Raw genomic sequence first — 22,712 nt, 5'->3', positions numbered from 1 at the left:
GCACGGGGCTGTCCGCTGCGCGATGATGTGGTTTTGCAAGCCGCATTGCGAGATCACCATGTCCGTTTCAAACGATCCCCTTCTGCAGCCGTTTCAGCTGAAGCATCTCACCCTCAAGAACCGCTTCATGTCGACGGCTCACGAACCGGCCTATTCCGAAGACGGCATGCCGAAGGATCGTTACAGGCTCTACCATCTCGAAAAGGCAAAGGGCGGCATCGCGCTCACCATGACCGCAGGTTCCGCGATCGTCTCGCAGGACAGTCCACCCGCATTCGGCAACCTGCACGCCTATCGCGACGACATCGTGCCGTGGCTGAAGAAGCTCACCGATGACTGTCATGAATACGGCACGGCGGTGATGATCCAGCTCACCCATCTCGGGCGCCGGACCGGATGGAACAAAGGCGCCTGGCTTCCTGTGCTGGCGCCATCTCCCATTCGCGAACCCGCCCACCGCGCCTTCCCGAAGGAAATCGAGGACTGGGATATCGAGCGCATCGTCGCAGACTACGCCGATGCCGCCTGCCGCATGCAGGCCGCCGGTCTCGATGGTATCGAGATCGAAGCCTATGGCCACCTGATCGACCAGTTCTGGTCGCCCGCCACCAACCACCGCGACGATGCGTTCGGCGGATCGCTCGAAAACCGCATGCGGTTCTCGACCATGGTGATCGATGCGGTGCGCAAATCCGTCGGTCCGGATTTCATCGTCGGCATCCGCTTGGTTGCCGACGAGAACTGGGACAAGGGGTTTTCCCGCGAAGAGGGGATCGAGATCTCCCGCCGGCTGGTGGCGTCGGGCGGCATCGACTTCCTGAACGTCATCCGCGGCCATATCGATCACGATGCGGATCTGAACGAGGTTATCCCGATCCAGGGCATGCGATCCTCGCCGCATCTCGACTTTGTCGGCGATGTCAGGAAGGCGACGAAATTCCCGGTCTTTCATGCGGCCCGTATCGCCGATGTTGCAACGGCCCGGCATGCGGTCGCCGAAGGCAAGCTCGACATGGTCGGCATGACCCGTGCCCACATTGCCGATCCGCATATCGCGAACAAGGTAGCAAGTGGCAAGGAGGCGACCATTCGCCCCTGCGTCGGTGCGACCTACTGTCTGGATCGCATCTACGAGGGAGGAGAGGCTCTTTGTATCCACAATGCGGCGACGGGGCGCGAAGCCTTGCTGCCGCATGTGATCGAAAAGGCGGCAGCTGTCCGAAGGGCCGTCGTGATCGGTGCCGGTCCTGCCGGGCTCGAGGCGGCCCGCGTGCTGGCAGAGCGCGGCCACGCAGTCACCGTGCTCGAGGCAACGGGGGAGGCGGGTGGTCAGATCAATCTTCTGGTTCGCAATCCGCGCCGCCGCGAAATGATCGGCATCATCGACTGGCGGCTGGCGGAGCTTGAGCGGTTGGGTGTCGAGATCCGCTACGACGTGTTTGCCGGCGCCGACGATGTCCTCGAACTCGAGCCCGACCTCGTCGTCGTCGCAACCGGCGGCATACCGCAGTCGCCGCAACTTGAGGCGGGCGAAGAGCTTCTGACCTCCAGCTGGGATATTCTCGCCGGATCTGCCAAACCCGCAGGCCCGGTTCTGCTGTTCGATGACAATGGCGGCCATCCGGGTATGAGTGCCGCCGAAGTCATCGCCACATCAGGCGCGGATCTCGAGCTTGTCTCCCCCGAACGCTTCTTCGCACCTGAGATGGGGGGCATGAACCATGTCCCCTACGCACGGATTTTTGCCGAGAAGGGTGTCCGCGTGACGATCAACACGCGGTTGAAGTCGGTGCGGCGTGACGGCAATGCATTGGTGGCAAGCCTCGGATCCGATTACGCAAGGGATGTGGTCGAGGAAAGGCGTGTCGCACAGGTCGTGGTCGAGCATGGCACGGCCGCGAACGCGGATCTCTATTTCGAGCTGAAGCCGCTCTCGCGCAATCTTGGCGCCGTGGATTACGCGATGCTGATTAACAGAAAAGCACCGCTGCTGCCGAAGAACCCCAATGCCGCTTTCGATCTCGTGAGGATCGGCGACGCTGTGGCAAGCCGCAATGTCCATGCAGCAATCTACGATGCGCTGCGATACTGCTCGCTTTTGTAAACCGCGCACGAAAAAGGCGGCATTATCAATGCCGCCTCTTCCATTCAATCGTCTGTCACGTGGCGTGTAGCCCGTTCCAGGTCCCTAAGATTAGTTCTTAGGAGCCGTCGACGGAGTTGTGGCGCCATTTTCAGCCGGTGCTGCCGGGGTGCCCGGAGCCGGGTTCATCGTGGACGACGTGGTCGACGTGTCGGATGCTGCCTGCTTGTCGTCCAGTGTCTTGAACTCTGGAGCAGACTTCAGCGCTTCGGCCGTTTCGGTGGTCGACAGACGCACTTCGTTGTTGTTCTGTGCGTCGCGGGTGAGCGTCAGCTTGCTGATCGGAAGAGCTACATCCTTTTCGCCGATGCCGAGGAAGCCGCCGACGCCGACAACTGCTGCAACGAGTCCGCCGTTTTCTTCAAACAGTAGGTCGTTGACGTCACCGATGCTTTCGTTAGCCGAATTGTAGATCGACTTGCCGATATAATCGTTGGCGCTGACCTGGGTGGTCGCCTGTTCGGTCAGGTAATTGCCGTCTGCAGTGGTAGCCATGCCACCTGCTGGTGCAGCCGGGGTCGTTGTCGTGGTATCGGCCGGTGCCGAAGGTGCTGCCGGTGTCGCCGGAGCAGGCTGTGCCGTCTGGGCAAAAGCCGGTGCAAGTGTGGTGGACGCCATGAGAACGGCTGCTGCGGCGATCGTGCTGAGAGTCTTTTTCATCGTGTTCCTACCTTTTCCATCTAATTCGTCATGAAGGACGGCTTCTCGGATTGAAGGGCCGTCTCGACCAAGAAGGACGCATTCGTTCTGCTTGGCTTCGGTAGGGAAATGGCCGAAACGCCGGTTTGGTTCCGCATTTCCGTGCCGTTTTATTAGGCAGAAACTGCGGAACGTTTCAGCACTTGGCGGGTTTGGGGCTTTATCAGCGAGAATATAGATCCTTAAAGTCAGGCCGAGTATCGGGGTTCCCGACCAAGCGTGACTGGAACGGCGAGTTCGAACAACGCTCCCGCCAGCGGATCGGAGGTACGGGCGTCCTGGTCCATTCCCTCCCAGGCTGATGTGACAGCCAAGCGCCCATTTCCGATCACGACAGGGCAGGTCGTTCTCTTGGCGGGCACTTCGAAACGCGCGAGAAGGACACCGTCCAGACCATAATGGTCGACCGCACCTTCACCCCAGCGGGCGTTCCAGATCGTGCCGTCCTGATCGCAGATCGCGCCATCCATTCCACCGGGGCTGCCGCTGCCATCGATGAAGAGGGTGGGTTTTGACGTCGGGAGCCCGGTCAATGGATCAATGTCGACACGCATGAGGTGGTTGATGCGCGTGTCGACATAATAGCCGATGCTTCCGTCCGGCGAAAAGCAGATCGCATTCGGAATGCTCATCTTGTCAAACAGCGTCGTGACCTTGCCGCCCACGACATGATAGATCGCACCCGCGCCTTCCGCAGCGGTGCGCCCCATCGTGCCGATCCACAGCGCGCCGGAAGGGTGCAGCCGGCCGTCGTTGGAGCGGTTGTCCGGCTTGTCCTTCTCGAGGTCGCAGTGCAGGGTCAGTTCGCCGGTGGCGCGATCCCGTATGAAGAGCCCTTGATCGGAGGCGATCAGCTGCCGCTCGGCGTCGACCGGCACGAGAACGCTTCCCATTATGGGGAGGATCTGCACAGATTCTTTGCCGGTGTTGATGTCGAGCGAGCGAAGCTGCTTTTCGAGAATGCTGAACCACCAGATCGTCCCGGTATCCGCATCGAAGCTGGCTCCTTCGCCAAGTTCACAAGGCGTCGAGGACAATACGCTACCCTGGAACGGGTGAGAGACAAAATCGGCTGTGGTCACGGGCATCCTCCGCAGAAGCTTCTGTTCGTTGCAGAATTAACGCGAACCGCCGCGATGGCTAGCCGCGTCATCAGATTTTCCCTGACAAATTCCTGAAACCATGCGACAAGATTCGCAAATGCGAGAACCTATCACCATCACGTGGTGACGTTTGCGTGCGTAAGGTCTGGTCGGAGCAAGAAGCAGTATATGTCTAAGACCGAAAAAGCCGAAGAGATGTCCTTTCTCGACGGCAGTGTCGCCGAAATCGCCACCCTGCAGACCCAGTTCGATGTCATCCGGTTCCTGAAGCGAGTGACGCAGTATTATAACTGTCGCACCTTCATGGTTCTCAACCTTCCGTCGATCACGTCGCGCGAACTGTCCGAAAATACCGTCGTTACCAATTGGCCGGCAGAGCTGATGTCGCAGTTCGACAAAAGCGGTCTGATGCAGACCAGCTCCGGCCTTGCACATCTGCGCAAGTTCACGACGCCCTTCGTCTTCGATCTCTCGAGCGATCGCGGCGTGATCAATTCGAGCGACGAGGTCACGCAGATCTTTTCCGGGTTCGGCATCCAGCGCGGCGCCTGTTTCCCCGTCCATGACCGGCTCGGCAATCGCGGCGCCGTTTGCTTCGGCGGTACGGGCAAGACATTTGACCAGCAGCAGATGATGGAACTGCATTATCTCTCGGTTCACGTCTATGAACAGCTGGCGCAGATCCGCAGCCTCGACGTCAAGACCAACGATGTCCTGACCGAACGCGAAGTCGATTGCCTGAACTGGACGGCTGCGGGTAAGACCAGCGCGGAAATTGCCGAAATCCTTGGACTCTCCGAGCACACCGTAAATCATTATCTCAACCGCACGGCCCGCAAGCTCGATACCGTCAACCGCACCCAGGCGGTTGCCAAGGCGTTGCGATCCGGCATCATCAAGTAACGATGCGGGCGATCATTATTTGATCAACGCCTCTGTTTTCTACGCGGTCAATTGATCGTTCACTGGGCAAATTCCCAACGCTCTCGAGTTGCCTGTCCCTAACACCCTGTTTCGACTACGTAAACATCCGCATTACGGTCTGGCATGGTTCGTGCTTGTTTACGGGCAGGTCCAGAGGGGGCTGAAAGCGTCCCAAGAGGCGCGATAAAAACAAGCCGCTATCCGGGGCGCCGTCTGGCTGCCATCCGGGTAGCGGCTTTCTTTTTTCTGAAGTGGGGCGTTTCAACGAAGCGTCTTGCTCGAGACCGGTGACACTTCCTATATAAGCCTTGGATCCGGCGCGGGCAGTTTGTGTCGAGATCGCTATCAGGAGCAGGCAATGTCCGACGTCACCAAGGAACAGGTTCTGGCGGTTCTCGCGAAGGTTCGCGGACCCGACCTCGAGGGTGATATCGTCTCTCGCGGAATGGTCTCCGACGTCTTTATCTCCGACAAGAAGGTCTATTTCTCGATTACGGTGCCGGCCGATCGCGCAACCGAACTCGAGCCGCTGCGCATGGCCGCCGAACGGACGGTCGCCGCGATGCAGGGCGTCAACGGCGCGCTGGTTACGCTGACGGCCGATCGCAGAGCTGGAACGGCACCTGCGAAGACGGCACCTCCGCCAAAGCCGCAAGCACCTGCCGCCGGTCACGCGCATCCGCACCCCCCCGCCACACCCGGGCCGAGACAGCCCGCACCGAAAGCCGGCGTTCCGGGCGTGGGTGCCATTATCGCGGTGGCGTCCGGCAAGGGTGGCGTTGGCAAATCGACGACAGCAGTCAATCTGGCGCTGGGTTTCCAAGCCAACGGTCTCAAGGTCGGCATTCTCGATGCGGATATCTACGGCCCGTCCATCCCGCGTCTCCTCAACATCTCCGGCAAGCCGCAGCAGCTTGAAGACCGGAAGATCGCCCCGATGCAGAACTATGGTCTGAAGGCGATGTCGATCGGCTTCTTGGTCGAGGAGGGCACCGCGATGATCTGGCGCGGCCCGATGATCCAGTCGGCACTGCTGCAGATGCTGCGCGAAGTCGGCTGGGGCGAGCTCGATATTCTCGTGATCGACATGCCGCCTGGAACCGGCGACGTGCAACTCACGCTCGCCCAGCAGGTGCCGCTCGCCGGTGCCGTGATCGTCTCGACCCCGCAGGATCTCGCCCTGATCGACGCCCGCAAGGCCATCGCCATGTTCGGCAAGGTCGAGATACCCATCCTCGGCATCATCGAGAACATGAGCTACTTCCTCGCTCCCGATACGGGCACCCGCTACGACATCTTCGGCCATGGTGGCGCAAAGTCGGAAGCCGAGCGCATCGGCGTTCCCTTCCTCGGCGAAATCCCTTTGACGATGGACATCCGCGAACGCTCCGACGCGGGCACGCCGGTTGTCGTTTCCGACCCGGACAGTGCATCCGCCGCCGTTTACCGGGAGATTGCATCCAAGGCCTGGGCAGAGATTAAGGGCAAGCCGCTGCGCAAGGCGCCTGCCATCGTTTTCGAATAGAACCTATTCGGGTTTGGACGGTCTCCCGAGCAGGAATACACGGTCAGTGGCGGTCAATACTCTGAAATCGCCTCTCTTTTCGTTTCGAAATTGTTAAACATCGCCGCTAGACGTCTGCGGCGATAGTGAAAGCATGCAGTTGCAGCCCTTGCCTTGTGCAATTGCTGTCTTTATAGGCGCCTCCCGCCGGAGGGCGCTTCCTTGCTCTTCGCGGGCGGAGCGAAGTATCCGCATTTTTCCGTTGAAAGGCTGGCTCGAACGCCAGATGCCGAATGGGCCACCCAGCAGAACATAGTGCCGCCGAGAAAACCAAAGGACATGGGCTGTTCGCGCTTGCGCTCGGCTCGGTCGGTGTCGTCTATGGCGATATCGGCACGAGTCCGCTCTATGCCTTTCGCGAGGCGTTGAAGCCCGTCGCCCATGACGGCGTCACGCAGATGGAAATCATCAGCCTCATCTCGTTGATGATCTGGACGCTGACTATCATCGTCACCTTCAAATACGTTCTGTTTCTCCTGCGTGCCGATAACGATGGCGAGGGCGGCACGCTGTCGCTTCTGGCGCTCATGACCAAAGGCGCGTGCGGTAATCGGGCTGTCCTGATGCTGCTCGGACTGATCGGCGCCGCGCTGTTTCTGGGCGATGCGATGATCACGCCGGCGCTGTCGGTCCTGTCTGCGGTGGAAGGCCTGAAATACGTATCACCGCATTTCGAAAGCGCCGTTCTGCCGATTTCGATTGCCATCCTGGTTGCGCTGTTTGCCATCCAGTCGAAGGGCACCGGCATGGTGGCGAAGTTCTTCGGACCGATCACCGCCGTCTGGTTTCTCGTGATGGGCGGCATCGGCCTGGTGCATATTTTCGACGACCTCAGCATTCTGGCCGCTTTCAATCCATTGCATGCCTTCCAGTTCATGAGCGAAGAAGGCTTTGCCGGCGTCGTCGTTCTCGGCGCCGTCTTTCTGACGGTGACCGGCGCGGAAGCACTTTATGCTGATCTCGGCCATTTCGGTCGCCGTCCCATCCAGTGGGCTTGGTTCGTTTTGGTATTTCCGGCACTGACGCTGAATTATCTCGGTCAGGGCGCCATGGTGCTGAGCCACCCCGAAGCGATGAGCGATCCGTTCTATCTGATGTTCCCGCAATGGGCGCTCGTTCCCGTGATCATTCTCGCCACCTGCGCCACCATCATCGCAAGCCAGGCTGTCATTACCGGCGCCTTCTCGCTGGTGCGCCAGGCGATCCATCTCGGCTATCTGCCGCGCATGCAGATCCTGTTCACCTCGGAAACCAATACCGGCCAGATCTTCCTGCCGGGCGTCAACACGCTGCTTCTGGTCGGCGTCATCGCGCTGGTTCTTGGTTTCGAGAGCTCCGATGCTCTGGCCACCGCCTACGGAATCTCGGTGACCGGCGCCATGGTGGTGACGACGCTGATGGCGTTCGAGTTCGTTCGGCTGAGATGGCGCTGGCCGCGTGTGCTGGCAACCCTTGTGCTCGCGCCGCTTCTGCTGCTCGAATTCGTTTTCCTGGGCGCCAATCTTTTGAAGATTCATGATGGCGGCTGGGTGCCGGTCATGATGGCGATCGGCTTTACCGTCGTCATGTGGACCTGGAAGCGGGGTGCTGCGATCCTGTTCGAAAAGACCCGCCGCATCGATGTACCGCTGCAGACCTTTATCCCCATGGTGGAAAAGAAAAGCGATCATGCTCCGGTGTCCGTGCCCGGCGTCGCCATCTTCCTGACCGGTGATCCGCAGACGGCACCCGCGGCCTTGCTGCACAACATCAAGCACAATCACGTGCTGCATGCGAAGAACGTCATCCTGACCATCATCACGGTCAACAAGCCGCGCGTCTCGATCGAGGACCGCTACCGGGTCGAGAAGCTGTCGGAACGGTTCACGGTCATCGAACTGCGCTTCGGCTTCATGCAATCCCACAATGTCTCGCAGTCGCTTGCCTATTTGAGAAAGACCGGCTTCAAGTTCGATATCATGTCGACGTCGTTCTATCTCGGCCGACGCAAGCTGGTACCGGACGCAGCCTCCGGCATGCCCATGTGGCAGGACCGGCTGTTTATCGCGCTCGCCAACGCCGCAACCGACCCGTCCGACTATTTCCACCTGCCGGCCAACCGCGTCGTCGAACTGGGTTCGCACGTCATCATCTGACGGGAAGGGTGACGGAGAGGTCGCCCAAAACCCGCGTGGCATTTCGGACACGAGCCTCTGACGTTTAAGTGAAAATGCCCAAATCCCAGCGTTACAAGGGATTCTGTCTATAAGCGTTAACTGCTCATCAAGGTTAATGATTGATGTTTGACCCATCGATCAGTCATTGAGGTCCCTGGTTGACCTGCCTTGTGGAGTAGCCGGTTTTGCGTTCGAAGACCGTACAGCGTCGAAAGTCCTCTAAAGTGGCCATGCCGGCGGCTCGGACGAAGTCTCTTTTGCACCGCGCCCTGTCGCGCCGCGATATCTGGCTGGCGCCTGGCGTCCTCGGACTTGCTGCCTGGCTGGTGTTTCCAGCCGTTCCCGCACAAGGCGATCTCACCGATCTCCTCTCCGGCATCGATCGCGGCCGCGACCAGTGGCGCATGGTCATGACCAACTCGCCGGCCGGTTCGATTCATAACGCATCGCTTGCCTTTCCGGGTGGCGGTTCCGTGCTCGGCGGCGATGCCGGCATGACGCTGCCCGACGGTCGCCGCGTTGCATTCACCGGCAGCGAGAAGTCAGGTGAGGACACGCCGGACGAAGACCGCGTCAACCGCGCGGAAAAGAAGAGCCGGATCGTAGCCGTGGAACAGATGCAGCCGCCGAAGGCCTTTTCGGCCGGGTCGATCCTCGAGCGTTCCAGCTCGTTGACCACGCCTGTGGATGCCAGCGATGAAATGACCGCCTTCGTCAAAGCCGAAGCCGACGACCAGCCGGTCGAGCTCGCCGAATTCTATTTCCGCAAGGACGAGGTAAAGGAGCCCGGTCTTCCTTCGATGCTCGCCGATCTCATCACCAACGAAAAGGCCGATGTGCTGGCAACCGCCTATGCACCGGCCAAGCCCGACTTCTCACGCAAGTCACCCTTCGATGCGATCCTCGGTGCAAAGCCCGAAACCGGCCGCTTCATTCCGCCGATCGGCCCGGAAGACCACGCCTGGGCAGCAACAGCGCTGCCGGAAGAATCGTTTTCGCCCAAGCAGCAGCAATGCCTGGCCGCCGGAATCTATTTTGAAGCGCGCGGAGAAGAAGTGCGTGGCCAGGCAGCGGTCGCACAGGTTATTCTCAACCGCGTCCGCAATCCGCACTATCCGAAAAGCATCTGCGACGTCGTCTATCAGAACGAAGACTGGCGCAACCGCTGCCAGTTCTCCTTCGCCTGCGACAACATTCCGGATCGAATCCGCGCGCCGGATCATTTCGAAACAGCCCAGGAAGTAGCGATGGCGGTGACCGCCGGCAAGATCTGGTTGCCGGAAGTCGGCTCGGCCACTCACTACCACGCGGTCTACGTGCGTCCGAACTGGGCAAAGACCATGAAAAAGGTCGGACGCATCGGTCTGCACGTGTTTTACCGTACCTATGGTGGTGGTTGGAGCTGATAAACCCGGCCGATCTGTGAATATTCCCGCGAAGGTTTTGCCATGTTGCCGGGAATTCAGCGATAACCGCTTGAAATCGAGCCGTTAATTTCCCCTGAATCAAGGCCCGGCACCGCCTTGACTATAAGTCCTCTCAAAACTATGTTGCGCGCGACTTAGAAGCGGGCCGGAAGGCGCGAAACCCCGCTGGCTGCTGTTGCGGTTGGTCCGCTCCGAACAAGGGCGGATGGGAGGACGTGAGGGATGGACAACCGCGAGGATGGTCTGGAAGAACGCCGAAAGCGTCTGTCCGCACAATTGGCGGATCGGAAGGCTGGTGACGCGGTAGAGGCGAAGCGGGAAGCGCAATCTGAAGAAAGTCGAAAGGGCATGGCCCTCGGCTTCAAGATTTCCTCCGAATTCATCTCGGCTGTCGCAGTCGGCGCCATTCTGGGCTATGGACTGGATTACTATGCCGGCACGTCGCCGTGGGGGATGATAATTCTTCTCCTTCTTGGTTTCTGCGCCGGTGTTCTGAACGTGCTTCGATCCGTGGGCAAGGTGGCCGAGCCGCCGCCCTTGCGGAAAAAAGGCAGCGGGGACGGGGCAGGGCACTAACATGCTCGGTTTCGCAACACGAATTGAGCCGCCGGCATGGCGGCATATGAAAGAGGGTAAGCGGTGGCAAACGATCCGATCCATCAGTTCCAGATCAGCAAGATCGTCCCGATCGAGATCGGCGGTATCGACCTATCCTTTACCAATGCATCGCTGTTCATGACTGCTACGGTCGCCTGCGCAGCCGGCTTCCTGTATTTCGCATCGTCCGCCCGCAGCCTGATCCCGGGCCGCGCGCAGTCGGTCGCCGAAATGTCCTACCAGTTCATTGCCAACATGCTGCGCGAAGGCGCCGGCAGCCATGGCATGAAGTTCTTCCCGCTGGTCTTCTCGCTGTTCATGTTCGTGCTTACGGCAAACCTGCTCGGCATGTTCCCTTACTTCTTCACCGTCACCAGCCAGATCATCGTTACCTTTGCGCTCGCGCTTCTGGTGGTTGGCACGGTCATCGTCTACGGCTTCTACAAGCACGGCCTCGGCTTTCTTCAGCTGTTCGTGCCAAGCGGTGTTCCCGGCGCGCTTCTGCCGCTGGTCGTCGTGATCGAAGTCATCTCCTTCCTGTCCCGGCCGATTTCGCTCTCCGTTCGTCTTTTCGCGAACATGCTGGCCGGCCACATCACGCTGAAAGTGTTCGCGGGCTTTGTCAGCTCGCTTGGAGCACTCGGCGCACTCGGCATCGGCGGCGCCATCCTGCCGCTCGCCATGACGGTCGCCCTGACCGGTCTCGAATTCCTCGTTGCCTTCCTCCAGGCCTATGTCTTCGCGGTACTCACATGCATGTACCTGAACGACGCGGTCCATCCCGGCGGGCACTAAGAATAACTACCAAATTGGCGTCCTGAGGCGTCAGTCATCAGCCGCAAACCCATTCAAGGAGTTCATCATGGAAGCGGAAGCAGCAAAGTTCATCGGCGCAGGTCTGGCTTGCTTTGGCATGGCCGGCACGGCCCTCGGCCTCGGCAACATCTTCGGCAGCTACCTGTCGGGCGCCCTGCGCAACCCGTCTGCCGCTGACAGCCAGTTCGGCCGTCTGGTATTCGGTTTCGCCGTTACGGAAGCTCTGGGCATCTTTTCGCTGCTCGTAGCTCTCCTTCTCCTGTTCGTGGTCTAATACCAGACCTGGACTTCGGATCACGGTCGTTTCAAAGCGCACCGTGATCCTTCGCATTTGGAATTCACCCGGAGGTGATGATGTTCGTGACTTCGGCATATGCGCAGACCGCGCCGGCCGCTCCTGAAACGCCTGCAGCACCGGGCGCCGCACCGGCGGCCGAACCGCATGCTGCTCCGGCTGGCGAAGTGCATACCGAAACCGGTGTCGCCCACGACACTGAGCACAGTGGCGCGTTTCCGCCGCTCGACTCATCCCATTTCGCGTCGCAGCTTCTCTGGCTCGTCATCACGTTCGGTCTCTTCTACCTTCTCATGAAGAAGGTGATCGTTCCGCGCGTTGGCGGAATCATCGAGGATCGTCACGATCGTATCGCCAAGGATCTCGAGGAAGCCGGCCGCGCCAAGGCGGAAGCCGATGCTGCCGTCGAGACCTATGAAAAGGAACTGGCCGCCGCCCGCGCCAAGTCGCACGGCATTGCCGAAGCGGCCCGCGAAGCCGCCAAGACGAAGGCTGCTGCCGACCGTAGCGCCATCGAAGCCGAACTGGCCGCAAAGCTCAGTGCAGCAGAAACCCGCATCGGCGAGATCAAGGACAAGGCTTTTGCTGAAGTCGGCCAGATCGCCGAAGAGACCGCATCCGCCATCGTCGATCTCATGATCGGCGGCAAGGCAAGCGGCGATGACATCAAGGCTGCCGTCGCGGCCGCCAAGACGGGGGCCTGATCGCATGGCATTCGACGCAACATTTTTCGCACTCGTTGGTCTCGTCATTTTCCTCGGCATCCTGATCTACATCAAGGTGCCGGGCATGATGGCAAAGTCGCTCGACGAACGCGCCGCCAACATCCGCAGCGAACTCGACGAAGCCAAGAAGCTTCGCGAAGAAGCCCAGGCGCTGCTGGCTGAATACCAGAAGAAGCGCAAGCAGGCCGAAGCCGACGCTGCCAGCATCGTCGCCTCCGCCGAGCGCGAAGCCGCTGCCCTGACGGAAGAAGCCCGCCAGAAGACGGAAGAATTCGTCGCCCGCCGCAATGCGGTCTCCGAGCAGAAGATCAAGCAGGCGGAAGCCGATGCCGTGAGCGCCGTTCGCGCCGCCGCCGTCGACCTCGCCATCGCTGCCGCCGAAAGCGTCATCGCCCGCAAGGCCGATGCAGCAACGCAGGAAGCCCTGTTCAGAGACGCCGTCGGTACGGTTCAAACGCGCCTGAACTAAGCTTCAGATACATGAATTAAGAAAAGGCCGGGCGAAAGCTCGGCCTTTTGCGTTATGGGGTGAGGGTAATGTCCGAGGCCTGGAGATCGGCGAGATCGTCTTCCGGCAGCGGATCTTTCCGCATCGGACGAAAGCTCATCCGGTGGAGCGGGCAGGGGCCGTGGCTCGTAATGCCGTCGCGGTGCTGCTTGGTGGCGTATCCGACATGCTTGGCAAAGCCATAGGCCGGAAAAACGGTGCATGCGCGACCCATCATCCGGTCGCGGGTGACTTTCGCCACGATCGAGGCCGCGGCGATGGAGACCGAACGGCTGTCACCCTTGATCACCGCCTTGCCGGGGCATGAAAGGCCTGGCGGCATGTCGCGGCCGTCGGTGAGGATATAGGCCGGCTTGATATTCAGTCCGATCACCGCACGCCGCATGGCGTCGAGACTGGCGCGCAGGATGTTGCGCTCGTCGATGAGGCGCGGACCAGACGATGCAATCGACACATGCGCCGTCGCCATGATCATCGCAAACAGCGCTTCCCGCTGCTTCAGGCTGAGCTTCTTGGAATCGTCGAGACCGGGTGGAATGTTGTCGGGATCGAGAATCACGGCGGCTGCCACAACCGGACCCGCCAAGGGACCGCGGCCTGCCTCGTCGGTGCCAGCCACCGGCCAATGTCCGGCATCCCGCGCCATCAGCTCCAGGCTGAAATCTGGAACGAATGGCGTCTCTTCAAACAAAGTCGGAGAATCGGGCGGCGTGCGAAGCAACATGGCGGCAGTTTCGCACGCCCGCCCGACCTCCGGCAACCCCCGGACAACGAGTGCGGCGTCGTTGCCCACCATCGGGGGCGCCCTTTCGGGATGATGGTGGGACCGGGGGTCTTTCGGCAGGTGATATGCGGGGACCGTGCCGAAATTAGAAATTAATCGACCTGAATGATATCCGCTGTACCCTGCGAGACGTCATCAGGCAGTTTCGCAGGGGCGACGGAGCTCCTGCGAATAGAATTCAAAGCAGCGACAGCTGGACGCCAGCCCCATCCGGGCGCAGGAACAGGTGGTCGCGCAGCGGCATACCCCGGCGCGTCATGCCGAGCCGTTTGGTCGCCAGCTCGAAGCGCCGCCCGATCTGCCAGGCATAAGGGCCGGTGCCCTTCATCCGCTTGCCGAACTCCGCGTCGTAATCCTTGCCGTCCCGCATCGAACGAACGAGCGACATCACATGCCGGTAGCGGTTCGGGTAATGCTGCAGCAGCCAGTCGCGAAACAGCGGCGCCACTTCCAGCGGCAGACGTAAGAGCACGTAACTCGCCTCCGTTGCGCCGGCAGCGTGCCCCGCTTCCAGGAGCCGCTCGATCTCGTGGTCGTTCAGCGCCGGAATGATCGGCGAGGTAAACACAGCTGTCGGTATGCCAGCGTCCGAGAGCGCTTTGATCGCCTCGAGCCGTTTGGCGGGCGTCGACGCGCGCGGCTCCATGCTGCGAGCAAGCTTGCGGTCGAGGGTGGTTAGCGATATCGCGACCTTGGCAAGGCCCTTCGACGCCATGTCGGAAAGAATGTCGATGTCGCGGGTGACCAGCGACGATTTGGTGACGATTGTTACGGGATGGTTGGCCTTCTGCAGTACCTCCAGGATCTGGCGCATGACGCGCCATTCCCGTTCGATCGGCTGGTAGGGATCGGTATTGGTGCCGATCGCAATCGCCCGGACCTTGTAATCGGCCCTGCTCAGTTCGCGCTCCAGAAGCTTCGGTACGTCAGGCTTGGCAAACAGTTTCGATTCGAAATCCAGCCCCGGCGAAAGCCCCATGAAACTGTGGCTCGGCCGCGCGAAGCAGTAGATGCAGCCATGCTCGCAGCCGCGATAGGGGTTGATCGAGCGGTCGAAGGGAATATCGGGAGAATCGTTGCGGGTAATCGCCGTGCGCGGCTTTTCCACCTGCACCTCGGTCCTGAACGGTTCGAGCTCCTCGATCGTCTGCCAGCCATCGTCGAAAGCCTCGCGACGCTCCCCCTCGAAGCGCCCGGAAGGGTTCAAGCCGGCGCCACGACCGCGCCGGCGATCCCCCTCGATCCGGAGGCCGGAGGTCTTCACCATTGCATCGGCAATATCAGCCGTATGAGCAGGCGCGAATGCGTCCTGCCGCAAATGGGACAGCTCGTTCATGGGGCACTCCTGACGGGAAAAATTCCCGTTCTCGAATGACAAGATTCCTATCGCGACATTGAGAACAATGCAAGAACAAACTCGCAAAGGATTTGTGGCAATCCGTTGTGCAATGCGCTAGACATTGAAAATGCTGACTGTTTTGTTGGAATGCCGGGATCAGGAAGCCGAGCTCGCGCAGACGTTGTCCGTCCTTGTTTCCGCCGCGGTGGAGGGGTTGGTCAGCGATGTCGTGGTGCTCGATCACAATTCGCGCGACGGGTCTTCCCGTGTGGCGGATGCAGCCGGCTGCCGTTTCCACAGCTCCTGGGATATCGTCGATATCCTGCACAAGGCGCGCGCCGAATGGCTGCTTCTGCTGGAGCCCGGAGCGCGTCTCCAGGCCGGCTGGATCGACGAGGTGATGGAATATCTGGCGCTCAACCGTCAGCCTGTGCGGTTCTCGCCTTCGCGAACCTACCGCAAGCCGTTCCTTACAAGGATCGTCCGTTCAGTCCCGCCGCTCGAGCAGGGGCTGATCCTGCCGAAGCGCGAAGCCGTCGCGCTCGCAAAGTCCGGCATGGGTCTCGTGGATGTCGCCAAGGCTGTGACGTCAGCTGCAAAGCCGTCGAGACTGGTGAGCGAGATGATCCCGGCGTGGGTTGCCGCGTCCGCGCGATAAATCAGACCGTTACTTGCCCGAACCGCGCCGCAGATGCTCGTCCAGCCGCGGCATGATCTCGATGAAGTTGCAGGGCATGTGGCGGTAGTCCAGCTGCGCTTTCAGGATGCCGTCCCAGGCATCCTTGCAGGCACCGGGAGAGCCTGGCAGCACGAAGATGAAGGTTGCATTGGCAACGCCGCCGGTTGCCCGCGACTGGATCGTCGAGGTGCCGATCTTGTCGTAGGAAATCCGGTGAAACACCTCGGAAAACCCGTCCATCTTCTTGTCGAACAGCGGCTCCAGCGCTTCCGGCGTCACGTCGCGGCCGGTAAAGCCAGTTCCTCCGGTGGTGATGACCACGTCGATCTCAGGGTCGAGCGTCCATTCGCGCACCTGGCCCGCAATACGGTCCTTGTCGTCGGGCACGATGGCGCGTGCCCCAAGCCTGTGACCGGCCTCCGCGATACGGGCAACCAGCGTATCGCCAGATTTGTCGTCCACCATAGTCCGGGTATCCGACACGGTCAGTACCGCGATCGAAATAGGAATGAACTCGCGCGTTTCGACGATCTTGCTCATGGCTTTGCTCCGACGGTTTCGACCGCTTCGAAATACCAGTCCGGCTTCAGGGCGGTCAGCGCCTGCGCGGCGGCTTCCGCGTCTGTCTTCGAAGGGAACACACCGAAACAGGTCGCTCCGGATCCGGACATGCGCACCAGCTCGGCACCTTGCGCTGCGATCATCGCGGAGAGTTCCTCGATCTCGGGGATGAGCGCGCGAGCTGGCGGCTCCAGGTCGTTGCGAAGCGTTTTCAGGTAAGGCAGCCAGCCGCTTGCGTCGGTCGGCGTCGGCGGCAGGGCCGCGTTTTCCTTGTCCACCAGTAGCTTGAAAATCTCAGGCGTCGAGACGCTGATCAGCGGGTTGGCGAGCACGAGGGAAAGGGACGGCATGGTCGGCAGCGGTTCAAGCCTTTCGCCGATCCCCTCGGCCAGAACGGCAGCCCCCGTCAGGCACATGGGCACGTCGGCACTCAGCGAAAGGCCAAGCGCCAGAAGGGCTGCTTCCGGTATTTCCGCATTCCACAGCCGGAACAGGCCGCGAAGCGTGGCCGCCGCATCGGCCGATCCGCCTCCGATCCCGGCTGCGATCGGTAGTTTCTTCTCGAGGTGGATCGAAACGGGAGGCGCCGGAAAGCCGTTTGCAACCAGCTGCTGGCGAAACAGATCACGGGCCTTCACCACGAGATTGCCTGCCTGGCCCGCCTCGTCATTTGAAAGCTCGGACGCAAAGCGGCCGGAAACGGAAAACTCATCCGCTTCCGAGAGCGTGAATGTCAGCTCGTCACCCAGATCGGCGAAGGTGACGACGCTTTCCAGCAGGTGAAACCCGTCATAGCGAAGCCCCACGACATGCAGGCCAAGATTGATCTTCGCAGGCGCAAGTTCCGTCAGGGCCACCTCTTTGGCGGCGTCTTGCGTATCGGATATGGTCATGCTGGAAAGCCCGCTTTATCAGGATTTCTTGTCGGGAGTGGCAGGTGCCGGCGGGGCAGGCGGCACTGGTGCTGCCTGGCCGCGATCGGCCGTCGTCGCGTTCGGATCGAGCGGCGGCAGGCCGTTGGCGATCTTTTCCTTGACCATTTCCTTGTTGACGTCCTCGCCTTCGGAAATCAGCGTCCGGTTCCACTGGTAGACCGCTTCCAGCTTGCGGCCGACACGCCAGTAGGCATCGCCCAGATGGTCGTTGATCGTCGCATCGCCGGCCCGCAATTGTACCGCGCGTTCCAGTTCGGTCACGGCTTCATCGAACTTGCCGAGGCGGAAATAGGCCCATCCCAGCGAATCGACGATATAGCCATCGTCCGGCCGCGCATCGACTGCCTTGCGGATCATGTCGAGGCCTTCGGCAAGGTTGAGGTTGAGGTCGACAAGCGAATAGCCGAGGTAGTTCAGAACCTGCGGCTGCTCGGGGTTGAGCTCCAGAGCCCGCCGGAAATTCGGCTCGGCCTTGTCGAACTGCTTCAGGCGTTCATAGGAAATGCCGCGCTGGAAGAACACGGTCCAGTCGCCCGGCTTCGGCACGGAGCCGATCATTTCGACAGCCTTGTCGTAATTGGCGGCCATCGCCTTGTAGTCCTTGGCTTCGGAAAGCACGCTGCCGTAGGCGATATAGCTGCGGATATCGGCCGGATCCGAATCGATCAGCGCCTTCAGATGGCTCTTTGCTTCGTCGACCTTGCCGGTATCGGACAGGGTGATGCCCAGCTGCAGTTCGGAAATCCGGCGCATCGGGCTGTCGGCCGGCACCTTTGCATAAAGCTCGATGGCGCGTTGCGGCTGTTCCATCTTCTCGGCAATGCCGCCGAGCAGGATCAGCGTATCGGCGCTCTTCGGGTCCATCGCATGGGAGATCTGCAGGTAGAGACCGACCATATCCTCGGCGCCCTGGCGGTTCAGCGCGCCGCCGATCGAAAACAGCACGCCGGCCGCGCCTTCGGCAGCGTTGGTGATCTGCTGCTCGGGCTTCTCGCCCTTTTCAATGCTCTGGCGAAGCGCCTTCAGTGGCGCATAGTTGCTGATCATCTGGTCGCCGACCGAAATCGCGTCGAGCGCCTTCTGCTTGTTGCCGGCAGCGGCTTCAAGACGCGCAAGCGCCATGATGGCGCGCATGAACGTATCGGGCGCTGTCGCAACCGCTTCCTGGTTGGTAATGGCGGTGGTCAGATATTTGCGTGCACTGGCCGTGTCGCCGGAAACCAGCGCCATGGCGCCAAGATGATAGTCCGTAAACACCTTGAACCAGTCGGGTCCCTTGAGGCCGGCAATAGTCGAGATCGCCTGACGGCCGCGGCCTGCGCCGACATCCGCCCACGCCATCATCATCTGGTGGGTCAGCCGGTCAAGATCGTTCGGGCCGGTATAGGCAAGCGTCTTCTTGGCGGCATCGAAGCGCTTGTCGCGGATCGCGTCCAGCCCCCGCACGATGCGGGTGATGCGCTCGACCCCGGCATCGTCCTTCAGCCTCTCCGCTTCGCTCAAGCCGCCTTCGAAATCGCCGCTCAGAAACAGCGAAATCATCAGGCGTTCGCGGATTTCAAGGTTGGCCGCATCAAAGGAAAGCGCCTTGCGATAGAGCGCAATCGCGTTCGCGTAATCATGGTCGACATCGGCGGTGCGGGCAGCGAGGAACGCGCCGGAAAACGACTGCGCGTCGCTGGCATCAAATTTCACGCTCTCCGCGGCGGCCGGCTTCGCCTCTGGCGTCGCCGCTTGCGCTGCACCGGCGAGCATGAGAACGGCTGCGAGCGCTGCGCTGGAAAGCAGACGGAGGCTGTATTTCTGCCGCATAAAAAGAATGCCTTTCGTGGTGGGCCTTGAGCAGGCGACGCTTTGACGGTGGCAAATCGCCACCATCCCGCGCCAATTGAGTCATGACAGAATGGCTTTTTTGAAGCATGTCCGCAAGGAATTCTCCGGCATCGCAGAGAGCGGATGCCGGGCAGGAACGGTCAAACCTTCGTCAACGCGACCGAGGGAGCGTCAGTTCACGCGCTGGATGGAGAAGTCGATCACCTCGAGCATCGCGGATTTGAGCGGCGATGCCGGCAGCGGCGCCAGCGCATCGCGGGCAATCGTGCCGTAATGCAGGGCCCGACCGATCGTGTCGTTCAGCGCGTCGTATTTCTTGATCAGGCCCAGCGCCTTTTCAAGATTTTCCTCGCTGCTTTCGCCCTGTTCGATCGCCGTCTTCCAGAATGCCCGCTCCGTTTCGGTGCCACGCCGGTAGGCAAGGATGACTGGAAGCGTGATCTTTCCCTCGCGGAAATCGTCGCCGACATTCTTGCCGAGATCGGCAGCGGTGCCGCCGTAATCGAGCGCGTCGTCGACCAGCTGGAAGGCGTAGCCAAGGTTCATGCCGTAGGAGCGCATTGCGGAACGCCCGGCCTTGTCGGCATTGGCGATGATCGGGCCGACTTCCGCCGCCGCCGCAAACAACGCCGCCGTCTTGGCGCGAATGACGGAGAGATAGTCGTCCTCGGTGGTTTCCATGTTCTTGGCGACGGAAAGCTGAAGCACTTCGCCTTCCGCAATCACGGAAGCCGCGGTTGCCAGAACGTCCAGCGCTTCGAGCGATCCGACTTCGACCATCATCTTGAAGGACTGGCCGAGCAGAAAGTCGCCGACGAGAACACTGGCCTGGTTGCCCCAGATCATCCGTGCGGTGGATTTGCCGCGGCGCAGATCGCTTTCGTCCACCACATCGTCATGCAGCAGCGTTGCCGTATGCATGAATTCGACGCTGGTCGCGAGCTTCACATGGCCTTCGCCCTTGTAGCCGAACAGCACCGCAGACGCGAGCGTCAGCATCGGCCGAAGCCGCTTTCCGCCCGACGAGATCAGGTGGTTGGCAACTTCCGGGATCATTTGCACGTCGGAGCCTGCCTTCGACAGGATCAGCTGGTTGACCCGCTCCATGTCTCCTCTCGTGAGGTCCACCAGGGGCTTCACGGAAGCAGATTTGTTTTTGCCTTCTTCAAGCGGTATTACGACGCCCAACGACCGGACTCCTAAATTAAGTTCCGGCTTGGACAATAGAAAGCGTGGCAGGATGCGGCAAGTGACAATTCGCTGACCTGCCGTTTTTGAGGGGGATTTTTGCCGCATGCGGGAACTCATTCGCGCCAACGACCCGGTGCTTCTCTCGGTTGCGAGCAGCCTGATGAAGGATGCCGGCATTCATTTCATGGTTGCGGACCAGTCCATGAGCGTGCTCGAAGGCTCGCTCGGCATGCTGTCGAAACGCTTCCTGGTCGAGGAGGAGAGGGGAGATGAAGCCCGCCGCATCCTGATCGATGCGGGCCTGGAGGCGGAGCTTCGCCCGTGACCACGTCCGCCGGCATCCCGCAGGATCTTTCGTCGGACTTCACCATCGATGCGTTTCACCGCGGCCGCTTCCATCTGGTGCAGCCGAAGGGCGGCGGCCACAGGTCCGGCGTGGATGCGATGCTGCTCGCCTCGCTTGTGGCGGACGAACGGTCCGTTTCGGTTGCCGATCTCGGATCCGGCGCCGGTGCCGCAGGACTAGCGGTCGCGAGCCGGCTCGAAAACGCCCGCATCGTTCTGGTCGAGAAGTTGCCGTTGATGGCGGAGTATGCGCGCCGAACGCTGGCTTTGCCGGAAAATGCTTTCCTGTCTGATCGTATCACGGTTCTCGGCGCCGATGTGACGCTCACGGGCAAGGCCCGGGTCGACGCGGGATTGCACGACGGCGTGCACGACCATGTGATCATGAACCCGCCCTTCAACCACGCCGACGACCGCATAACGCCGGATGCCTTGAAGGCCGAAGCGCATGCAATGACCGCTGGCCTGTTCGAAAACTGGCTGCGCACGGCCGCCGCCATCATGAAACCCGGCGGGCAATTGTCGCTGATCGCCCGTCCGGAATCCATCGTCGATATCATCGAGGCCTGCGGCAAGCGCTTCGGCGGGCTTGAAATAACCCCGGTCCACCCCCGCCCGGGCGAGGATGCGACCCGCATTCTGGTGACCGGGGTCAAGGGCTCGAGAGCGCGACTGGTGTTCCGTGCGCCGCTGATCGTGCATGGAGCGGATGGCAATTCCTTCATGTCGCAGGCGGATGATTTGAACAACGGCCGCACCGCCTATCACCGACGACGGCGATAAACCCCGTTTTTAGAGGCTCAGCCATTGTGTTCGCCCTTCGAGAACATACATCCAGGCTTCCGATATATGCTTGAACAGGATGGATGATGAGCTTCTTGAATCGCCTGCTGCCAAAACGTTTCCGCAAGACCGGTTTGTCGATCCCGGTGGTCCGACTGCATGGCACGATCATGGCGGGCGGCAGCCAGTTCAAGCAGACGCTCAACATCGCAACCGTGGCGCCGATGCTGGAAAAGGCCTTCGCAAAGAAGGATGCGCCGGTCGTTGCCATCTCCATCAATTCGCCGGGCGGCTCGCCTGTCCAGTCGAGGTTGATCTACCAGCGCATCCGGGCTCTCGCCGAGGAAAAGAACAAGAAGGTTCTGATCTTCGTGGAAGATGTGGCAGCGTCTGGCGGCTACATGATCGCTCTTGCCGGCGACGAGATCTTTGCCGATCCGACATCGATCGTAGGCTCGATCGGCGTCGTGTCTGGTGGTTTCGGCTTCCCGGAAATGCTGAAGAAGATCGGCGTCGAACGCCGCGTCTATACGGCCGGCGAGAACAAGGTGATTCTCGATCCTTTCCAGCCGGAAAAGGAAGGCGACATCGAGTACCTGAAGACACTGCAGCTCGAGATCCACCAGGTCTTCATCGACATGGTGAAATCGCGCCGCGGGTCACGGCTTGGCGAAGATAGCACGATTTTCTCCGGGCTCTTCTGGACTGGCACCCGTGGCCTCGAACTCGGCCTCATCGATGGGCTGGGCGAGATGCGCGATGTGATCAAGCGCCGTTTCGGCAAGGATGCCAAGCTGGAGCTGATCGGCGGCACGCGGACCCTGTTCGGTCGCCGGGTGCCGGGCGTTGCGCTAGGATCCGCCAATCTGGGGGAAATTGCCTCAGGCGCCACGGCAGGTCTTGCCGAAGGCCTGGAAGAACGGGCAATGTGGAGCCGCTTCGGGCTCTGATATGCCCGCCTTATAAGGTTTCGACGGGAAATGGCTCAGCTCATACTTCTGGCCCTGCTGATCGGCGGCGGATGGATGCTCTACAAGCGCTTCATCAAGGACGCCGAAAAACTGACGGCCCGCACGCGCCGTGAGGAAGAGCAGCAACGCACCGGCGCCATGGGAACGCTGGAAAAGGATCCGGTGACGGGCGAATACCGGGTCAAGCGCGACGACGACGTCTGATCAGGCTGTTGCCGGCGGATAGTCGCTGTCGATACGGTTTGAAGACATAGACTTTGATATCGCGCTCATGGCCGCGTCACCCGCTTGCCACGTTGCTCCATCCTCTACTCGCGCTTTCGTTCATTCCGGC

General features: G+C 60.7%; 23 protein-coding genes. 15 read left to right on the top strand and 8 right to left on the bottom strand.

Annotated features, from left to right (window positions below):
* Positions 1 to 58 precede the first annotated feature (58 nt).
* Positions 59 to 2,104, top strand: coding sequence for an FAD-dependent oxidoreductase (locus ACQY1J_RS17130; RefSeq protein WP_430250400.1), 2,046 nt, complete (start codon positions 59 to 61; stop codon positions 2,102 to 2,104).
* Positions 2,105 to 2,194: 90 nt separating this feature from the next.
* Here the strand turns inward: ACQY1J_RS17130 and ACQY1J_RS17125 are convergent, their stop codons facing one another.
* Entirely contained in the window at positions 2,195 to 2,803 is a 609-nt protein-coding gene (locus tag ACQY1J_RS17125) for a PRC-barrel domain-containing protein (RefSeq protein ID WP_062453695.1), read from the bottom strand.
* A gap of 227 nt (positions 2,804 to 3,030) precedes the next feature.
* A complete protein-coding gene (locus ACQY1J_RS17120) occupies positions 3,031 to 3,924 on the bottom strand; it encodes an SMP-30/gluconolactonase/LRE family protein (RefSeq protein ID WP_430250399.1) in 894 nt (297 codons plus the stop codon).
* Between the two features lie 189 nt (positions 3,925 to 4,113).
* Here ACQY1J_RS17120 and ACQY1J_RS17115 point away from each other — a divergent pair, with 189 nt between their 5' ends.
* The 9 genes from ACQY1J_RS17115 to ACQY1J_RS17075 all read left to right on the top strand — a co-directional run bounded on the left by ACQY1J_RS17115 (position 4,114) and on the right by ACQY1J_RS17075 (position 12,918).
* A complete protein-coding gene (locus tag ACQY1J_RS17115) occupies positions 4,114 to 4,848 on the top strand; it encodes a helix-turn-helix transcriptional regulator (RefSeq protein WP_062453693.1) in 735 nt (244 codons plus the stop codon).
* Between the two features lie 379 nt (positions 4,849 to 5,227).
* Complete coding sequence (locus tag ACQY1J_RS17110) at positions 5,228 to 6,394, top strand: Mrp/NBP35 family ATP-binding protein (protein WP_113109564.1); 1,167 nt, start codon at positions 5,228 to 5,230, stop codon at positions 6,392 to 6,394.
* A 272-nt stretch (positions 6,395 to 6,666) separates the two neighbouring features.
* Entirely contained in the window at positions 6,667 to 8,568 is a 1,902-nt protein-coding gene (locus ACQY1J_RS17105; RefSeq protein ID WP_430250398.1) for a potassium transporter Kup, read from the top strand.
* 251 nt (positions 8,569 to 8,819) lie between these two features.
* A complete protein-coding gene (locus tag ACQY1J_RS17100; RefSeq protein WP_092661392.1) occupies positions 8,820 to 9,995 on the top strand; it encodes a cell wall hydrolase in 1,176 nt (391 codons plus the stop codon).
* Positions 9,996 to 10,238: 243 nt separating this feature from the next.
* Positions 10,239 to 10,592: an AtpZ/AtpI family protein gene (locus ACQY1J_RS17095; RefSeq protein ID WP_062579350.1), complete on the top strand. Its 354-nt coding sequence runs from the start codon at positions 10,239 to 10,241 to the stop codon at positions 10,590 to 10,592.
* Between the two features lie 63 nt (positions 10,593 to 10,655).
* Positions 10,656 to 11,408 (top strand): F0F1 ATP synthase subunit A, encoded by a 753-nt coding sequence (locus ACQY1J_RS17090; protein WP_062453688.1) that lies wholly within the window; start codon positions 10,656 to 10,658, stop codon positions 11,406 to 11,408.
* 67 nt (positions 11,409 to 11,475) lie between these two features.
* A complete protein-coding gene (locus ACQY1J_RS17085) occupies positions 11,476 to 11,703 on the top strand; it encodes a F0F1 ATP synthase subunit C (protein ID WP_037087706.1) in 228 nt (75 codons plus the stop codon).
* Between the two features lie 80 nt (positions 11,704 to 11,783).
* A complete protein-coding gene (locus ACQY1J_RS17080) occupies positions 11,784 to 12,428 on the top strand; it encodes a F0F1 ATP synthase subunit B (protein ID WP_371816117.1) in 645 nt (214 codons plus the stop codon).
* A 4-nt stretch (positions 12,429 to 12,432) separates the two neighbouring features.
* Positions 12,433 to 12,918: a F0F1 ATP synthase subunit B gene (locus ACQY1J_RS17075; protein ID WP_062453686.1), complete on the top strand. Its 486-nt coding sequence runs from the start codon at positions 12,433 to 12,435 to the stop codon at positions 12,916 to 12,918.
* Between the two features lie 52 nt (positions 12,919 to 12,970).
* Here the strand turns inward: ACQY1J_RS17075 and ACQY1J_RS17070 are convergent, their stop codons facing one another.
* Positions 12,971 to 13,681 (bottom strand): ribonuclease HII, encoded by a 711-nt coding sequence (locus ACQY1J_RS17070; protein ID WP_184653996.1) that lies wholly within the window; start codon positions 13,679 to 13,681, stop codon positions 12,971 to 12,973.
* 238 nt (positions 13,682 to 13,919) lie between these two features.
* Entirely contained in the window at positions 13,920 to 15,077 is a 1,158-nt protein-coding gene (locus ACQY1J_RS17065) for a PA0069 family radical SAM protein (RefSeq protein ID WP_430250397.1), read from the bottom strand.
* Positions 15,078 to 15,207: 130 nt separating this feature from the next.
* Here ACQY1J_RS17065 and ACQY1J_RS17060 point away from each other — a divergent pair, with 130 nt between their 5' ends.
* Positions 15,208 to 15,738 (top strand): glycosyl transferase, encoded by a 531-nt coding sequence (locus ACQY1J_RS17060; RefSeq protein ID WP_192076502.1) that lies wholly within the window; start codon positions 15,208 to 15,210, stop codon positions 15,736 to 15,738.
* A 9-nt stretch (positions 15,739 to 15,747) separates the two neighbouring features.
* Here the strand turns inward: ACQY1J_RS17060 and moaB are convergent, their stop codons facing one another.
* The 4 genes from moaB to ACQY1J_RS17040 form a co-directional block, all read right to left on the bottom strand.
* The gene (gene moaB, locus ACQY1J_RS17055) at positions 15,748 to 16,299 is read right to left on the bottom strand and encodes a molybdenum cofactor biosynthesis protein B (protein ID WP_430250396.1); all 552 of its coding nucleotides are present in this window, start codon (positions 16,297 to 16,299) and stop codon (positions 15,748 to 15,750) included.
* A complete protein-coding gene (locus ACQY1J_RS17050) occupies positions 16,296 to 17,213 on the bottom strand; it encodes a 4-(cytidine 5'-diphospho)-2-C-methyl-D-erythritol kinase (protein ID WP_430250395.1) in 918 nt (305 codons plus the stop codon). Before ACQY1J_RS17050 ends, moaB begins: the two co-directional genes overlap by 4 nt.
* A gap of 18 nt (positions 17,214 to 17,231) precedes the next feature.
* Positions 17,232 to 19,067 carry a tetratricopeptide repeat protein gene (locus ACQY1J_RS17045; RefSeq protein ID WP_062453681.1) on the bottom strand — a complete coding sequence of 612 codons (1,836 nt, stop codon included), beginning with the start codon at positions 19,065 to 19,067 and terminating at the stop codon, positions 17,232 to 17,234.
* Between the two features lie 192 nt (positions 19,068 to 19,259).
* Entirely contained in the window at positions 19,260 to 20,276 is a 1,017-nt protein-coding gene (locus ACQY1J_RS17040) for a polyprenyl synthetase family protein (protein ID WP_062453680.1), read from the bottom strand.
* Positions 20,277 to 20,382: 106 nt separating this feature from the next.
* Between ACQY1J_RS17040 and ACQY1J_RS17035 the strand changes: the two genes are divergently transcribed.
* The 4 genes from ACQY1J_RS17035 to ACQY1J_RS17020 all read left to right on the top strand — a co-directional run bounded on the left by ACQY1J_RS17035 (position 20,383) and on the right by ACQY1J_RS17020 (position 22,582).
* Positions 20,383 to 20,604, top strand: a complete 222-nt coding sequence (locus ACQY1J_RS17035) for a DUF2007 domain-containing protein (RefSeq protein ID WP_062453679.1) — start codon at positions 20,383 to 20,385, stop codon at positions 20,602 to 20,604.
* Positions 20,601 to 21,407, top strand: coding sequence for a tRNA1(Val) (adenine(37)-N6)-methyltransferase (locus ACQY1J_RS17030; RefSeq protein WP_430250394.1), 807 nt, complete (start codon positions 20,601 to 20,603; stop codon positions 21,405 to 21,407). Before ACQY1J_RS17035 ends, ACQY1J_RS17030 begins: the two co-directional genes overlap by 4 nt.
* 83 nt (positions 21,408 to 21,490) lie before the next feature.
* Positions 21,491 to 22,357, top strand: a complete 867-nt coding sequence (locus ACQY1J_RS17025; RefSeq protein ID WP_430250393.1) for a S49 family peptidase — start codon at positions 21,491 to 21,493, stop codon at positions 22,355 to 22,357.
* Positions 22,358 to 22,387: 30 nt separating this feature from the next.
* Positions 22,388 to 22,582 carry a hypothetical protein gene (locus ACQY1J_RS17020; RefSeq protein WP_184653991.1) on the top strand — a complete coding sequence of 65 codons (195 nt, stop codon included), beginning with the start codon at positions 22,388 to 22,390 and terminating at the stop codon, positions 22,580 to 22,582.
* Positions 22,583 to 22,712 lie beyond the last annotated feature (130 nt).

It is taken from the genome of Neorhizobium sp. DAR64860/K0K1 (assembly GCF_050500205.1).
GTDB lineage: Bacteria > Pseudomonadota > Alphaproteobacteria > Rhizobiales > Rhizobiaceae > Neorhizobium > Neorhizobium soli.
The sequence above is the reverse complement of the archived record's forward strand: the minus strand, read 5'-3'. Positions and strand labels throughout refer to the sequence as shown.

Bases quoted from the DNA above. Each gene is read 5' to 3' on its own strand.
- ACQY1J_RS17095 (WP_062579350.1), top strand. From the start codon at position 10,239: ATGGACAACCGCGAGGATGGTCTGGAAGAACGCCGAAAGCGTCTGTCC.
- ACQY1J_RS17100 (WP_092661392.1), top strand. From the start codon at position 8,820: ATGCCGGCGGCTCGGACGAAGTCTCTTTTGCACCGCGCCCTGTCGCGC.
- moaB (WP_430250396.1), bottom strand. From the start codon at position 16,299: ATGAGCAAGATCGTCGAAACGCGCGAGTTCATTCCTATTTCGATCGCG.
- ACQY1J_RS17050 (WP_430250395.1), bottom strand. From the start codon at position 17,213: ATGACCATATCCGATACGCAAGACGCCGCCAAAGAGGTGGCCCTGACG.
- ACQY1J_RS17025 (WP_430250393.1), top strand. From the start codon at position 21,491: ATGATGAGCTTCTTGAATCGCCTGCTGCCAAAACGTTTCCGCAAGACC.
- ACQY1J_RS17115 (WP_062453693.1), top strand. From the start codon at position 4,114: ATGTCTAAGACCGAAAAAGCCGAAGAGATGTCCTTTCTCGACGGCAGT.
- ACQY1J_RS17125 (WP_062453695.1), bottom strand. From the start codon at position 2,803: ATGAAAAAGACTCTCAGCACGATCGCCGCAGCAGCCGTTCTCATGGCG.
- ACQY1J_RS17105 (WP_430250398.1), top strand. From the start codon at position 6,667: ATGGGCCACCCAGCAGAACATAGTGCCGCCGAGAAAACCAAAGGACAT.
- ACQY1J_RS17085 (WP_037087706.1), top strand. From the start codon at position 11,476: ATGGAAGCGGAAGCAGCAAAGTTCATCGGCGCAGGTCTGGCTTGCTTT.
- ACQY1J_RS17045 (WP_062453681.1), bottom strand. From the start codon at position 19,067: ATGCGGCAGAAATACAGCCTCCGTCTGCTTTCCAGCGCAGCGCTCGCA.
- ACQY1J_RS17060 (WP_192076502.1), top strand. From the start codon at position 15,208: ATGCTGACTGTTTTGTTGGAATGCCGGGATCAGGAAGCCGAGCTCGCG.
- ACQY1J_RS17065 (WP_430250397.1), bottom strand. From the start codon at position 15,077: ATGAACGAGCTGTCCCATTTGCGGCAGGACGCATTCGCGCCTGCTCAT.
- ACQY1J_RS17110 (WP_113109564.1), top strand. From the start codon at position 5,228: ATGTCCGACGTCACCAAGGAACAGGTTCTGGCGGTTCTCGCGAAGGTT.
- ACQY1J_RS17075 (WP_062453686.1), top strand. From the start codon at position 12,433: ATGGCATTCGACGCAACATTTTTCGCACTCGTTGGTCTCGTCATTTTC.
- ACQY1J_RS17020 (WP_184653991.1), top strand. From the start codon at position 22,388: ATGGCTCAGCTCATACTTCTGGCCCTGCTGATCGGCGGCGGATGGATG.
- ACQY1J_RS17080 (WP_371816117.1), top strand. From the start codon at position 11,784: ATGTTCGTGACTTCGGCATATGCGCAGACCGCGCCGGCCGCTCCTGAA.
- ACQY1J_RS17070 (WP_184653996.1), bottom strand. From the start codon at position 13,681: ATGTTGCTTCGCACGCCGCCCGATTCTCCGACTTTGTTTGAAGAGACG.
- ACQY1J_RS17130 (WP_430250400.1), top strand. From the start codon at position 59: ATGTCCGTTTCAAACGATCCCCTTCTGCAGCCGTTTCAGCTGAAGCAT.
- ACQY1J_RS17035 (WP_062453679.1), top strand. From the start codon at position 20,383: ATGCGGGAACTCATTCGCGCCAACGACCCGGTGCTTCTCTCGGTTGCG.